Annotated in this window: 14 protein-coding genes; 7 read left to right on the top strand and 7 right to left on the bottom strand. The window is 52.0% G+C overall.

Annotated features, from left to right (window positions below; translation table 11 throughout):
• Positions 1-551: 551 nt before the first annotated feature.
• Entirely contained in the window at positions 552-989 is a 438-nt protein-coding gene (locus tag U9M73_RS14265; protein WP_036646317.1) for a hypothetical protein, read from the bottom strand.
• 104 nt (positions 990-1,093) lie between these two features.
• Between U9M73_RS14265 and U9M73_RS14260 the strand changes: the two genes are divergently transcribed.
• A complete protein-coding gene (locus U9M73_RS14260; protein WP_009226495.1) occupies positions 1,094-1,789 on the top strand; it encodes a hypothetical protein in 696 nt (231 codons plus the stop codon).
• A 439-nt stretch (positions 1,790-2,228) separates the two neighbouring features.
• Here the strand turns inward: U9M73_RS14260 and U9M73_RS14255 are convergent, their stop codons facing one another.
• The 3 genes from U9M73_RS14255 to U9M73_RS14245 form a co-directional block, all read right to left on the bottom strand.
• Positions 2,229-2,522, bottom strand: coding sequence for a DNA-3-methyladenine glycosylase I (locus U9M73_RS14255; RefSeq protein WP_009226494.1), 294 nt, complete (start codon positions 2,520-2,522; stop codon positions 2,229-2,231).
• 523 nt (positions 2,523-3,045) lie between these two features.
• Entirely contained in the window at positions 3,046-4,662 is a 1,617-nt protein-coding gene (locus tag U9M73_RS14250; protein ID WP_260071931.1) for a sensor histidine kinase, read from the bottom strand.
• Positions 4,659-5,345, bottom strand: a complete 687-nt coding sequence (locus U9M73_RS14245) for a response regulator transcription factor (protein WP_260071930.1) — start codon at positions 5,343-5,345, stop codon at positions 4,659-4,661. Before U9M73_RS14245 ends, U9M73_RS14250 begins: the two co-directional genes overlap by 4 nt.
• 296 nt (positions 5,346-5,641) lie before the next feature.
• Between U9M73_RS14245 and U9M73_RS14240 the strand changes: the two genes are divergently transcribed.
• Positions 5,642-6,574 carry a manganese-dependent inorganic pyrophosphatase gene (locus U9M73_RS14240; RefSeq protein ID WP_260071929.1) on the top strand — a complete coding sequence of 311 codons (933 nt, stop codon included), beginning with the start codon at positions 5,642-5,644 and terminating at the stop codon, positions 6,572-6,574.
• Between the two features lie 98 nt (positions 6,575-6,672).
• On the opposite strand, the gene U9M73_RS14235 is transcribed toward U9M73_RS14240, so the two are convergent.
• The gene (locus U9M73_RS14235; RefSeq protein WP_009226880.1) at positions 6,673-6,975 is read right to left on the bottom strand and encodes a hypothetical protein; all 303 of its coding nucleotides are present in this window, start codon (positions 6,973-6,975) and stop codon (positions 6,673-6,675) included.
• A 21-nt stretch (positions 6,976-6,996) separates the two neighbouring features.
• Complete coding sequence (locus U9M73_RS14230; RefSeq protein ID WP_323077778.1) at positions 6,997-7,614, bottom strand: TetR/AcrR family transcriptional regulator; 618 nt, start codon at positions 7,612-7,614, stop codon at positions 6,997-6,999.
• Positions 7,615-8,004: 390 nt separating this feature from the next.
• Here U9M73_RS14230 and U9M73_RS14225 point away from each other — a divergent pair, with 390 nt between their 5' ends.
• Positions 8,005-9,399 (top strand): amino acid permease, encoded by a 1,395-nt coding sequence (locus U9M73_RS14225; RefSeq protein ID WP_323077777.1) that lies wholly within the window; start codon positions 8,005-8,007, stop codon positions 9,397-9,399.
• Between the two features lie 16 nt (positions 9,400-9,415).
• Here the strand turns inward: U9M73_RS14225 and U9M73_RS14220 are convergent, their stop codons facing one another.
• Positions 9,416-10,048 carry a LysE family transporter gene (locus U9M73_RS14220; RefSeq protein WP_323077776.1) on the bottom strand — a complete coding sequence of 211 codons (633 nt, stop codon included), beginning with the start codon at positions 10,046-10,048 and terminating at the stop codon, positions 9,416-9,418.
• Positions 10,049-10,218: 170 nt separating this feature from the next.
• Between U9M73_RS14220 and U9M73_RS14215 the strand changes: the two genes are divergently transcribed.
• The 4 genes from U9M73_RS14215 to U9M73_RS14200 all read left to right on the top strand — a co-directional run bounded on the left by U9M73_RS14215 (position 10,219) and on the right by U9M73_RS14200 (position 12,491).
• Positions 10,219-10,998, top strand: coding sequence for an MBL fold metallo-hydrolase (locus U9M73_RS14215; protein WP_323077775.1), 780 nt, complete (start codon positions 10,219-10,221; stop codon positions 10,996-10,998).
• Positions 10,976-11,530 (top strand): TetR/AcrR family transcriptional regulator, encoded by a 555-nt coding sequence (locus tag U9M73_RS14210; RefSeq protein ID WP_323077774.1) that lies wholly within the window; start codon positions 10,976-10,978, stop codon positions 11,528-11,530. Before U9M73_RS14215 ends, U9M73_RS14210 begins: the two co-directional genes overlap by 23 nt.
• A 155-nt stretch (positions 11,531-11,685) precedes the next feature.
• Positions 11,686-11,952: a YqkE family protein gene (locus U9M73_RS14205; RefSeq protein ID WP_009226874.1), complete on the top strand. Its 267-nt coding sequence runs from the start codon at positions 11,686-11,688 to the stop codon at positions 11,950-11,952.
• A gap of 176 nt (positions 11,953-12,128) precedes the next feature.
• Entirely contained in the window at positions 12,129-12,491 is a 363-nt protein-coding gene (locus tag U9M73_RS14200; protein ID WP_260071925.1) for a hypothetical protein, read from the top strand.
• Positions 12,492-12,554 lie beyond the last annotated feature (63 nt).

Here is a 12,554-nt window from a genome sequence, read left to right as displayed (position 1 = left end):
GTATGAACTCAGTTGAACGAACTTAAAAGGACGCCGCCAGGCGTTTTTCTTATTCAGTGATCCTAATGGATTGCAAAATCGATAAAAATGACGCCAGCCGTTTCTGTGATTCGGGCTTATTGAACAATTAGGCCGATGAATAATGCAATTGTTTTTCGTCTAAAGAAATGAGAATCCCAAAAACAATCTTTGAAGTGTTTGAAATGTCATTAACCTCCACACAAGCAAAAGCACATGCTAGAAAGGGACAAGTCGATTCCGTTAGTGAGCCGAGCGTTATGTCCTTCACTAGTGTAAGTTCACCATTCCCAATACCCGTTTCAACCAGCTGAGGCACCCAATCGGGTGCCTTCGATTTCGCTCTATAGTTGATACGGAGAACCTTACCCCAATAATCGGCAAGTTTTTCTGTCGAAGTGAGCAAGAGACTGAAAATACACGTGCTATTGCAACTTCTTAGAGTCTTATAAGTTATTAAATAGCTCGATTTTATAATCGAGTTTCTCCAACATCTTATCAAGCTCCTTAGCAACTTGTTTTCTCGAAAATTTTTAAGGTGTGAGAACAATCTTCTCTTCAAACTTCTTATTCCATTTAATTGTAATGATGATATCCTCCCCTTTCCTTGGCAAGAAGTTGGTGTCTATTGAAGGAGAAATGACCTTATCACTGAGGTAACTATCAGTCTCAGAAGTTATAGTTCCACTTAGTTGAGAAACGTTACTGGGACTAGCTATATTATAAGCGACATCAAAAATCAATTCTTTAGAGTTGCGTGGTTCAATAGTACATTGGAGCAAATATTTCGATGCTTCGGAACTTTTTTCAGTCTCTCTTATAGTATAATTAGCCGTCCAATGGTCACTTTGTCCTTGTAAAGAAATGATCTCCTTGCTTATTTTATTGTCAGTTTCCTGCTTAGGATTACTATTACACCCAACGAATACAAAAATAAAAATTAATAAAACAAGACCAAATTTGATTTTCATAGTTACCTCCCAAATTTTGTAATTTAACACTACCAATATTTTCAATATTGGTATATAATAAAATTGTAATTATAACCTAAAGTTTACATGTTTTTGAGAAAAAAATGATTCTTTTTCTTAGTTCCGTCTTATTAGTTACTTCTTATGGTTCGATTGCAAATGCTGAACAAATTGGTAATAATGAAAATTATCAATTTGTTCAGTCCCATCATGATAATGAGGAATTTATGGTAAAGAATATCCTTGATGCAAATGGACAACTAGAGAACTTGGAAACAGGAGAAGTTTACGAACTTGAAGTAGGAGAGATTAAAGTACAAAAGCTAGATGACTTTATGCGAATCCAAACCAACGAAACTGCCACACAATATAAAGCTGAAGCTGTAATAAGTGCAACAACCCACACGCAATCTGGTAATAAGACTGACGACAGTATATCACTTAAGGTCTATGCAACTATTTATTATACTTCTTATTCAAAGGATGGCTTTACTTATGTTGGAATGGATAAAATTGATTATAGATTTGATCTACTCGACAGCTCTGTAACAGTGTCTAATAAACGAATTTTAGTTTCACAAAATGGTGGTGCTGGTTATACAAATGGAGGCAAGGCTGTAACTAATCAACAAGACACCTTAAATGCATTTGATTCTGATACGATACTTGTAAGAAATTGGGGTTGGGATGCAGTTCTGAAATATGGTCTCGCTTATGCTTGTGGTATCAATATTACGGCAACATTACAACGCGGTACACATTCGAGTTGGAATTTCGTATTCAATTTTCCGGTAACCTAATAGTTGGATTTTTATCTTATTGAGGAATCATACTTGTTTTTTTGGGGGAAGGCTTTAGGTAGTAGGTTAGTTAGCTAATAGATTTATAATACTTAACGACGTTGACGCCCATCGATATGTGATGGGCGTTTTTCTTATCAAAGTCGAGGATCAACGCTGGACTTTATTCAGTTTTAAACTTAGGAGCGACTTCTGATGCAAGCTTATTTTTGACATTACACTCAAATTCTAAGTCCCTAGACCAACCCATGCATAAGGGAGCTTTAGTCTACATTGAAGGGTCATACTATACAAATGTAATTCGCTCGATTATAAATTAATAAATAGATCTGATCAATTCTCAGGACTAATTCCCCCGATCTATTTTGCTTTCTAAAGCAGACTTCGTTCGTAATCCCTTAGTCGATCGCCAACAAAAGGTAAGGGCGTCAGCTGCCGCTTAACGTTTGCCGGTTACTGCCCGGGGATGCTGGAACTGTTGGCGCGCGAGCTCAACCTCTGCCCTAATGACGCAGTCTTCAACATGATCGTTGAACAACCCCATCGCTTGCATGAAAGCGTACATCGTCGTCGGGCCGACGAATTTCCAGCCTTGCTTTTTGTCCTCTTTCGACAGCGCGATCGATAGCGTCGAAGTGGATGCTGTCTGCGGCTCCGCAAGTTGACTCCGGTCGGGCTCGTATTTCCAGAAGAAGGCGGCCGATTTGGCAAAGTGCTGGTGCATCTGGAGCATGAGCAAATGTACAGTAAGGAAGATCGGAAAATGGAGTCGTCCCGCTAAGGGACGGCTTTTTTTATAATGTAACGGACTCCAATGACGTTATTGGTGTCAACAACACGTTTACTCTAGGCTAACGGACACAGATGACGTTATTTTGCTCTTTTTCACTGTCATTCCCATATTGGGAGCTTAATAACGGCTATTGAGTCCGTTACAAAGGGAAATATCCGGGAAATAAGCAAATAACGTCATTACGGTCCGTTAGCCGCAGGCTGGCGGGCGAATGTGTGGCCGACTGATGTATGGCTAGCGGGCGAATGCTTGGCCGACCGTTGGGTGGCCGGTTAGCGAATGTGCGGCCGGTATATGAGTGCCATCGTATGCTTAGCCGGGCATATGCTTCGTCGGTGCATGCTTAGCGTGCGTTGCCCGGTTGCTCTCTATGCCTGGCTGGCGCACGCCTTGGCCGGTCTATACTTGGCTCAGCGTATGCTCAGCCAGCGTATGCTCAGCCAGCATATGCACCGCTGGCCCTTTATATCGCCGGCAGCGTCACCCTGAAGGTTGCGCCTTGGCCTGGCTCACTGTGAACCTCGATCGTGCCGCCATGCGCTTCAACGATCGCTTGCGAGATGGACAGGCCCAGCCCGGCTCCGCCTTGTTTGCGCGTGCGGGAGGCGTCGATGCGGTAAAACCGCTCGAACACATGCGGCAAATGCTCGGGGGCAATGCCGGGCCCGTTATCCCGCACATCCAGTTCAGCCTGACGGGGGTGAGCCGACAAGCGCACCGCGATGGTCCCTTGCTGCGGGTCGGTATGCTGAACGGCGTTGTGGAACAGGTTCAACACCACTTGCTTGATTTTGTCCCGGTCGCACATCGCGGTCAGCCCTGGCTGCAGGTCGAACAGGACCTCGCGCTCCCCGGCCAGCATCCGCAGATGCGGCTCCATCTCCGCGATCACTTTATCCAAGCGTACCTGGGTGCGCTGGACGACTGGCGTGCGGTCGAGCTTGGCGAGCGTCAGCAAATCCTCGACCAGCTTCTTCATCCGTTGCGCTTCGCCCAGCATGCTGTTCAGCGCGGTATGCAGCTGCTCCGGCCGGTTGGCGGCTCCCCGCAGCAGCACCTCCAGGAAGCCGTGGATCGAGGTCAGCGGTGTCCGCAGCTCGTGGGAAGCGTCCGCGACGAACCGGCGCATCTGCTCCTTCGCTTCACGCTCGGCCTCAAACGATTCCTCGAGCCGCTCCAGCATTCCATTAAAGGAAGCGCCCAGCCGATCAATTTCCGATTGTCCGGATGCCGCCGTGAACCGGTTGCTGAGATTCCCGGCATTGGTATCCTCTACGATGCGCACCATTTGATTAAGCGGCGTTAACGCCTGGCGCAAAATCGGCAGATACAGCGCCAGTCCGCCGGCCAATGCCAGAAGTGAGAGGCCGACAAACGTCAGCAGCTGACGCATCACGACTTCGCGTAACGGTGCGGTATAAGTGCCCATTTGGACGAGCCAGGCACGTTCGCCTTGTTCTCCGGGCAACCCAACCAAACGAAAGACCACCAGCTGTTCCTTCCCGTCCTGATCCTCGATGACGCGGTAGCCTTCCGATCCCGGCTGACTCTCTTCGAACAATGCGGCGTATTCCGCATCGGACAGCTGAGGGGCAGGGGCGCCGGATTCAGCGTTCAGATCGATAAAATCATGATCGCTGTTGATGATGGCGAGCGAGGCGCCGGGGATAAACAACTGCGGAGGACGACCATCAGTTCCTTCTCCGCCGATGCCCCCGCCGCCAGGCGCGCTCCCGTTCATCCCGGCCTCAGCCCCGACTCCAGCGCCATCCCCCCCCGGCTTCGGGGGTCCCCAGTGTTCGATCGGCTGGCCTGCCTTCATAAAGACATCCCGAAGCGGGCCGCGCATTTGGGATACCATGGTTTCGGCTTGGTTTTTGTATAGGAAGTCTTTCATGATGACGTACTGAAATACGCCAATCAGAATTAATAGAGCGGCTAACAGAAAAAGGGATCTAGAGAGCAGCTGAAAGCGCAGTGAGCTTGGGGAGATCAGGCTGCGAAGTCCGCGGATCCATCGCTTCCCGGCGGCGGTAATCCCGCCAGTCCGTGCCCGGCTTCTGCCGGCAAGGCGCTTCATGGCAGATCTACGCGGTAGCCCGCACCGCGCAGCGTTCGGATTAACCGGTGCTCCCGGTCATTTAATTTTTCGCGCAGGGACCGGATATAGACCTCCACGATATTTTCCTCGCCCCCAAAGTCATAACCCCACACTTTATCCAAAATCGTCGTTTTGCTTAAGACGATGCCATGGTTCAGGATCAAATATTTCAGCAGCTCATATTCGGTGGGGGATAATTCCAACACCTGATCCAAATAGGCAATTTCCTTGCGGCGATCGTCCAGTCGGAAGGGGCCAATCACCACTTCACCAAACAGGGCCGGAAACTGATTGCGCAGGCGCGCACCGATCCGAGCGAGCAACTCCTCGAAGCTGAACGGCTTCACGACGTAATCGTCGGCGCCAATCGTCAGCCCCTTCACTCGATCTTCGACTTCGTCCTTGGCCGTCAGCATGATGATGGCTACGTTCTCGCCGTTCTTTCGCAGCAACCGGCACACTTCAAAGCCGTCCGTTCCCGGCATCATCACATCCAGCACGATCACATGCGGCTGAAATTCGGCGGCGATGGCGACAGCGGTCATACCGTCTCCGGCGGTGCGCACCTCAAATCCTTCATTTTGCAGACCCAGCTCAAGAAACTGCACGATATGCGGTTCATCATCCACCAGCAAGATTTTTGCCCCTTTAACTTGTTTCATTGAAAAATATCCCCCTTGCACCTATCCATGCGTGTCCATTCTGATGATTCTATTATGCGCGATGATGCTGAATATTTGCTGAATGCCGACTGAAGGCGGACTGAAGGCCCAACTGAGCGCCATTCCAAGCAAGAATAAGCTGAAGCATTAAACTTGATCGTACCCGGTTTGTCAGGAGAAGTAAACTCACTGGATCACGTCCGGATAACGGACCAGGCTTGGACGAGAGTCTTGCTTGCCGCTCCGCTAATAAGCTATACTTTTGACATGAAGTCATGCTAAAGGGGAGTAATGAGATGGAAAAAGTATTGATTTTCGGTCATAAAAATCCCGACACGGACACGATTTGTTCGGCAATCGCTTACGCCGACCTGAAGTCCAAGCTGGGCTGGAACGTTGAGCCTGTACGCCTGGGCGATGTCAACGGGGAGACGGCGTTCGCATTGGAACGCTTTGGCTTCGAAGCGCCGCGTTTGGTTGAGACCGTGGCGAACGAAGCGAAAGAAGTCATTCTGGTCGACCATAACGAACGTCAACAAAGCGCTTCCGATATTGAGCAAGTGCGTGTTGTGGAAGTGATCGACCATCACCGGATCGCCAACTTCGAGACAAGCGGACCGCTGTACTACCGGGCTGAACCGGTTGGCTGCACCGCAACGATCCTGAATAAAATGTATAAAGAAAACGGCATCGCCGTCCCAGCCAACATCGCCGGCTTGATGCTGTCCGCAATCATTTCCGACTCGCTGCTCTTCAAATCGCCAACCTGCACTGAGCAAGACGTAGCTGCGGCACGGGAGCTGGCTGAAATCGCCGGCGTCAACGCGGAAGAGTACGGATTGGACATGCTGAAAGCAGGGGCCGACCTCAGCGATAAGACGATTGAGCAGTTGATTTCCCTGGACGCCAAAGAATTCGACATGGGCGGAGCTAAAGTTGAAATCGCCCAAGTGAACGCGGTGGACGTCAACGACGTCTTGTCCCGTCAAAGTGAAATTGAGGCAGCCCTGAACGGGATCATCGCCAACAAAGGACTGGACCTGTTCCTGTTTGTCGTGACCGACATCCTGAACAACGACTCCGTGGGCTTGGCGCTGGGTAAAGCAGCCGATGCCGTCGAGCAAGCCTACAACGTGAAGCTCGTTGACAACAAAGCCGTACTGAAAGGCGTTGTATCCCGCAAATCGCAAATCGTGCCGGTATTGACGGAAATCTTCAATAAACGTTAATTCTCCGGCATTTCGAGAGCCTTGTCTGTCCTGATATCTTAAAAAAGGCTGCTTGCCGGGGTGCAGTTCAAAATCCTGGCTAGCAGCCTTGATATCGTTTATAGGAGGTGAAACCGCTCCAATTGATCCCAGAGCCCTTCTTCCTGCAACACTTCCCGCTGCTTCGGCCCGATTAGGTCGAAATGAGGGAACGGAGAGCGTTGATGAATGTAACGGGCGGGAAGGCCATGGGCCTCGCACCAAGCTCGGAGCCGCTCCAAGTTGGAGCAACCCACTTTGGTGACGGTCTTGGCATCCGGAAACCGCGGGTCCAGCCAATAGTGGGTCAGAAAACCAATTTCTCCGCTAGCCACCTTTCGCTTCCATGCCTCCAATTCCTCTCGCGACACGCCAAAAGCCACAGCTTCCCACCTCCTTCAAATTTAGTTATGAATCCCTCTCCACAAAAAGCTAACGATCGCTTCGGCCGCCTGCTCCGCTGACGGAAGCAGCTTATTTTTGTCGGCGTATTGACGTTCTCCCACCCGCAGCATCGAAACGTACAGATGGGCGGCCAGGTTTGGGTCGCTGCAGACGATCTCTCCTTGCTTGGCAGCTTGGGCGAACCCTTCGCGAAGCGTTTCGTACAGATCGTTTTCGTGGCGGATCAAAGTTTCCTGCTGCTCACCGGACAAATGATGCTGGATGCTGCGGAACATCTCGTCCATGTGAACCTGGGGAATCCTTAAATAGTTAATGGTAATTTTCAGCAATCTTTCCCGAAATGTCCCGGGCTCCTCCAATAGCTGCCGGATGCGTCCATTCACCCGGGCGAGCGTCGTCGCGACAGAGGCCACGAACAAATCCTGTTTGGTTGGATAATAGTAATAAACGGTAGCTTTGGTGATCCCGCAATGCTCGGCAACCTGATTCATGGATACGGACTTATAGCCCTTATCCATAAATAGAAGCGACGCAGAACGCAGGATCTGCTCGGACGTCGCCAGGGCGTCGAGCTGCTGGACGGGCCGTCCCAAGGCTTTTTTATGTGGCAGGGTCAACCGTGATCACCTCGAGCAACTTGTACTGAGCCCATATTATATCATATTTTCCGTTTGATAATTAACCTTCCGGTATATATAATTAATGATCAGAGTGATGTTTATCACCTCATGTTAGCAAACAAGAAAAGGGAGATGGAGACTTCAATGGACATGCTGCTTGGCAAAGCGGCCTTCTGGCCGTCCAAGAAGGGGCAGCTTGAACCAGAGCCGGTGAAAGGCGCAGGCCAATAATCGAAATATCTCTAATTAAAGCACTTGGAGTTCCGCCGGGGCAAGCGGGGCTTCGGGTGCTATTTTTTTGCAAGAAACAGATTACATATTTCCCGCTTGCCGGCCGCAGAATACGTGGATGCAGAACTGTTGAAATAAAACGAGGGAGACAAGAACATGGCCAAGGCGCAAAACGGAGAGGGGAAAAAAGGCGATCTACGCTGGTGGCAGCTCTCCTTGCTGGGGGTGGCATCAACCATCGGCACCGGGTATTTCCTTGGATCGGGGATCGGGATCCGCATGGCGGGGCCATCCATTCTGATCGCGTTCCTGCTGGCTGCGGCCGGGACTTATACGGTATTTGAGGTCTTAGCCCGCATGACCGCGGACCAGCCGGAGCAGGGCTCCTTCCGTTCCTATGCGAAGCGGGCCTTTGGGCGCTGGGCGGGCTTCGGCAGCGGCTGGGTGTATTGGAGCTCGGAGCTGCTGATCATGGGCAGCCAACTGACGGCATTATCGCTATTCTCGCGTTTTTGGTTCCCCGGCGTGCCGATGTGGATGTTTGCGATTGGATATGCCGTATTAGGGCTGGGCGTGATTTTGCTTGGCAATAAGGTGTTTGATTCGATGGAAAATGTGCTGTCGGTGATCAAAATCGCTGCCATCCTTATGTTCCTGGGGGTGGCCGCTGCCGCGCTGATGGGCTGGATTCAGGGAGGCGGCGGGAGAGCGCCGGAATTTCCGCAAACGGTCAAGTCCTTCTTTCCAACGGGAGGGATGGGCTTGTGGTCGGGATTTATTTTTGCGTTTTACGCCTTTGGCGGGATCGAGGTAATGGGCATAATGGCGATTCGGCTGCGTGATCCGAAGGAAGCTCCGAAATCCGGTACGATCATGCTGCTGTTGCTCTCGGTGGTGTACTTGCTGTCGATTGGGCTTGCCGTCACTTTGGTGGCCTGGAACACCTTCGACCCGAAACGCAGTCCATTCGTAACGGCCCTCGCCCAATATCCGCTGCCGTTTATCTCCCATGTGTTTAACGGCGTGCTGATCGTAGCCGGCTTCTCTACGATGGTCGCTTCCTTGTATGCGGTGACGACGATGCTGGTTACGCTCGCGAAGGACAAGGATGCGCCGCCGTTATTCGCACGGAAAGGCTGGCGGGAGCGGCCGTTGTTTGCCATTGGCCTCACTACCGCCGGACTTGCAGCTTCCGTGGTGATGTCCTTTGTCATGCCGGGGCGCATATACGAGTACATTACGACATCGGCCGGATTGCTGCTGCTTTATAACTGGTTTTTTATTCTGGTGACATCGGGTAAGCTGCTCAAGCTTAGCGGGTTTGGGCAAGTCAAACGGTGGGGCGGCATGGTGCTAATCGCGATCGCGGTGTCGGGGACTTTGTTCCATGACACGAGCCGGCCGGGATTCTGGGGAAGCCTGGCGTTTGTTGGCGTCATCGGGATCGTGACCTTCATTATGCAGCTGGTCGTCTGGAAGCCGAAGAAACAGGCCAAGCGGCGGGGCCGCCCAGCCAAATCGATGGTACTGCGTCCAAAACGGACGACGTGATCGAAGGGAGCTTGACTTACCATCGTTGCGCGAGCAGTAAAAAGGCTTGATATCCAAAATAAAGCCCAAACCCAATGAGGGACAGGCCGGACAATATCGATATCAGCATCAGGACCCGGTTCGTTAGCAGCTTGCGGAACACGCTGGCAAATCCGGCCATCGTGAAATCCCATACCAACAGTCCGACAATAATAGCGCTGCTGTTGATGATCAAGTCCTGAGTCCGCATATGAGCTGCGGCTTGAGCTAATACCGAACCGTATATCCCCAGCCAGAATAAGATGGACAGCGGGTTGCTGATGGACATGAGAAATCCGGACAGGAGCGACTTCCGAAGCGGCTCGCTGCCTCTCATCCCCCCGTCGGGGATTTTGCCGGCTTGCTTTAGACTGTCGATGCCGATATAGGTGAGTACGAAGAACCCAAATAACCAGAGGAAGCTTTTCATAAACGGAGTGTTCAAGAAGTGCACCACCCCAAAATAAACGAGCAGCATGTACAGCAGGTCGGCGGATAGGGCGCCAAGGCCAACAAACCAGGCGTGCAGGAAGCCGCCGCGGATGCCTTTATCCAATTGGGCGGCGTTCACCGGGCCGATGGGGGCGGATAAAGATAAGCCAAGTAGCACATAGCTAAAAAAGCTGTTCATTGCTTAAACCTCCAAAAGTCAGAAATGATAACTTTGCTTGTACAGCATATTCAGGGAGGCACGCTTGTACGACTTCAAAAAATAGGAAGAAACCTCTTGCAAAACTAAAGGGTTTAGCTTAAATTAAAACTAAAGGTTTTAGTTTTTTGGGAGAGAGAGGCGATTTAGCGATGAGAATTACGGAATACGGGAAGTTAATCCAACTGTCTTTTTTACCCCGGTTTTTTCCGGTCAATTGTTATCTGGTCGAGGAAGAGGATGGCGTCACATTAATCGATGCAGCTTTGCCGTATAGCGCCAAAGGAATCTTGAAAGCTGTGGAAGAGATCGGTAAGCCGCTGACGCGGATCGTGCTGACTCATGTCCATGACGACCACGTTGGCGCGCTGGATGCCTTAAAAGCGCAGCTTCCTGAAGTTCCGGTCTACGTATCCGCCCGCGATGCGCGCTTGATGGAGGGCGACGTGTCGCTTGACCCGGGGGAGCCGACTTCGCCCATCCGCGGCGGGGTGCCGAAGAAGCTGGTGACCCGCGCCGACGTTACGTTTACCGATGGGGAGCGCATCGGTTCGCTGCTGGCCGTGGCGGCGCCGGGCCATACGCCGGGTTCCTTTGCGCTGCTTGATACGCGCAGCGGCGCACTGATCGCCGGCGATGCCTTCCAAACCCGCGCAGGCATTGCCGTGAGCGGCACCGTGCGCCCGCTGTTTCCGTTCCCGGCCCTTGCCACCTGGCATAAGGAAACCGCGCTCGCCAGCGCACGCAAGCTGGCCGGCCTGAACCCTTCGCTGCTGGCGGTAGGGCACGGGCCGGTGCTGAAGCAGCCGGCGGCAGCCATCGCCAAAGCGATTGCGGCGGCCGAGCTGGCATTAGGCAAGGCGCCGGCTGCAAACGCGGCGGCCGTGACTCACCGGAAGGAGGATTCCCATGTCGCCGAGAATGGGAATTGACAGCACAGCGGTGCTGATGGCCGCTGTGGACGTTGCTAATGCGGAGGGGCTGGAGGCGGTGACGATTACTTCCATTGCCAAGAAGCTGGGCATCCGGCCGCCTTCCCTCTATAACCATGTCAGCGGTCTGGAGCAAATTCGGGTGGAATTGGCCAAATACGCGCTGGACCAGTTATATGAGCATATTTCCGCCGCTGTCGGTGATCGGGCAGGAGAGGCTGCGATCCGCGAGTTCGCTAACGCTTATCTCGAATTTGCTCATGCCTATCCCGGATTGTACGATGCGGCGCAAGCGGCGCCGGGGCCTGAACATCCTGCGCTGCAGGAAGCCGGCGGGCGCTTGGTGGATTTGATCCTGCGATACCTCGGCAGTTACCCGCTCACGGAGGAGCAAGCTTTGCATGCGGTTCGCGGGTTGCGGAGTTTGATTCACGGCTTTGCCTCGCTGGAATTGCGCGGAGCATTTGGTCTTCCGCTGGAGCTAAAGGACAGCCTGGCGTTTAATCTCGGCTTGTTCCTTCGCGGATTGTAGCAGGTTACGTAGTCACCTGGCGGTGAGATGGTTCTTCTGCCCAGCGTAAGAGGCGCTGTGAAGCGGGGCCGGCGATTCCGATTGACAATGATTTTTCGACTATGATACTTTAGGCTTGAACGAAGAGGAACGCAGGAAACCGAGGTGAAGCATCCGTGGGGAAGAAGAAAGGACGTTCCGTACCAAGCGCGCCAGCTAATGCGGCGGCAGACAAACCGGCCACGCTGAAGGATCTTCTTGGCCAGGATACGCTGGCGAAGCTGAAGGCGCAAGCTGAAGAACTGAAGAAGGAAGAGGAACGTCGCCAGGAGGAGGCCCGCATCCGCAAGGAGGAAGCGCGCCGGGCGGAGCAGAAACGGCTCGACAACGATTTCGAGCATCTGCTGAATACAAGTAATCTGGATTGGCACAAGTTTAAATAAAGCGTCACGGATGAAGTGGCGATGGATAGACGATAATTAACGGCCAGATGACAGCCATATGCCAGCAAAGAGATAGCCATAAGTTCGGCATAAGATTGGCCATAAGACAGCAACGGCAATGCGGCTCCTGAAAGCGGGAGCTTTTATTTTTGTGCATAGAGTTAAGGAGGTGACGGATGATGGAGAGTATCGGGGCGTGGGTCGTCTTTTTCTTGGTGATCGTGGCGCTGGGGTTGTTTAACCGGAGGTTCAAATATTCGGCCAAGGTTCGGGAATCCTATGAAGAGCTGACCTCGCTGGCGGAGCGGACCCGCAAAGGACGGACGACCAAGGCGGATCTGGCGCGGTGGGATGCCGCTTTGGCGCGGCTGGAGAAGTACCCAAGCGAATACAATAAGCTCGATCAGGAGATTGGCTTGCGCAAGGCGTATGTCCACTATTTGGAGCAGCATTATCCGGAAGACGAGCGGCTTCCGGAACTGCGTGAAGCGGCTGGGTTCCAGAAGGATTCCGTCTGGGGGATTAAAATCAAATCTTGATTTTGACAGGTCCATCGGGGCGTGATACCATGGGGGAGTCCAAAACTTTTGACATTTTGGTGG

The organism is Paenibacillus phoenicis (assembly GCF_034718895.1).
Taxonomy (GTDB): domain Bacteria; phylum Bacillota; class Bacilli; order Paenibacillales; family Paenibacillaceae; genus Fontibacillus; species Fontibacillus phoenicis.
This window is presented reverse-complemented; position numbering and strand designations above follow the sequence as displayed.

Bases quoted from the DNA above. Each gene is read 5' to 3' on its own strand.
- U9M73_RS14210 (WP_323077774.1), top strand. From the start codon at position 10,976: ATGTCGCCGAGAATGGGAATTGACAGCACAGCGGTGCTGATGGCCGCT.
- U9M73_RS14215 (WP_323077775.1), top strand. From the start codon at position 10,219: ATGAGAATTACGGAATACGGGAAGTTAATCCAACTGTCTTTTTTACCC.
- U9M73_RS14265 (WP_036646317.1), bottom strand. From the start codon at position 989: ATGAAAATCAAATTTGGTCTTGTTTTATTAATTTTTATTTTTGTATTC.
- U9M73_RS14225 (WP_323077777.1), top strand. From the start codon at position 8,005: ATGGCCAAGGCGCAAAACGGAGAGGGGAAAAAAGGCGATCTACGCTGG.
- U9M73_RS14220 (WP_323077776.1), bottom strand. From the start codon at position 10,048: ATGAACAGCTTTTTTAGCTATGTGCTACTTGGCTTATCTTTATCCGCC.
- U9M73_RS14200 (WP_260071925.1), top strand. From the start codon at position 12,129: ATGATGGAGAGTATCGGGGCGTGGGTCGTCTTTTTCTTGGTGATCGTG.
- U9M73_RS14245 (WP_260071930.1), bottom strand. From the start codon at position 5,345: ATGAAACAAGTTAAAGGGGCAAAAATCTTGCTGGTGGATGATGAACCG.
- U9M73_RS14250 (WP_260071931.1), bottom strand. From the start codon at position 4,662: ATGAAGCGCCTTGCCGGCAGAAGCCGGGCACGGACTGGCGGGATTACC.
- U9M73_RS14240 (WP_260071929.1), top strand. From the start codon at position 5,642: ATGGAAAAAGTATTGATTTTCGGTCATAAAAATCCCGACACGGACACG.
- U9M73_RS14260 (WP_009226495.1), top strand. From the start codon at position 1,094: ATGATTCTTTTTCTTAGTTCCGTCTTATTAGTTACTTCTTATGGTTCG.
- U9M73_RS14255 (WP_009226494.1), bottom strand. From the start codon at position 2,522: ATGCTCCAGATGCACCAGCACTTTGCCAAATCGGCCGCCTTCTTCTGG.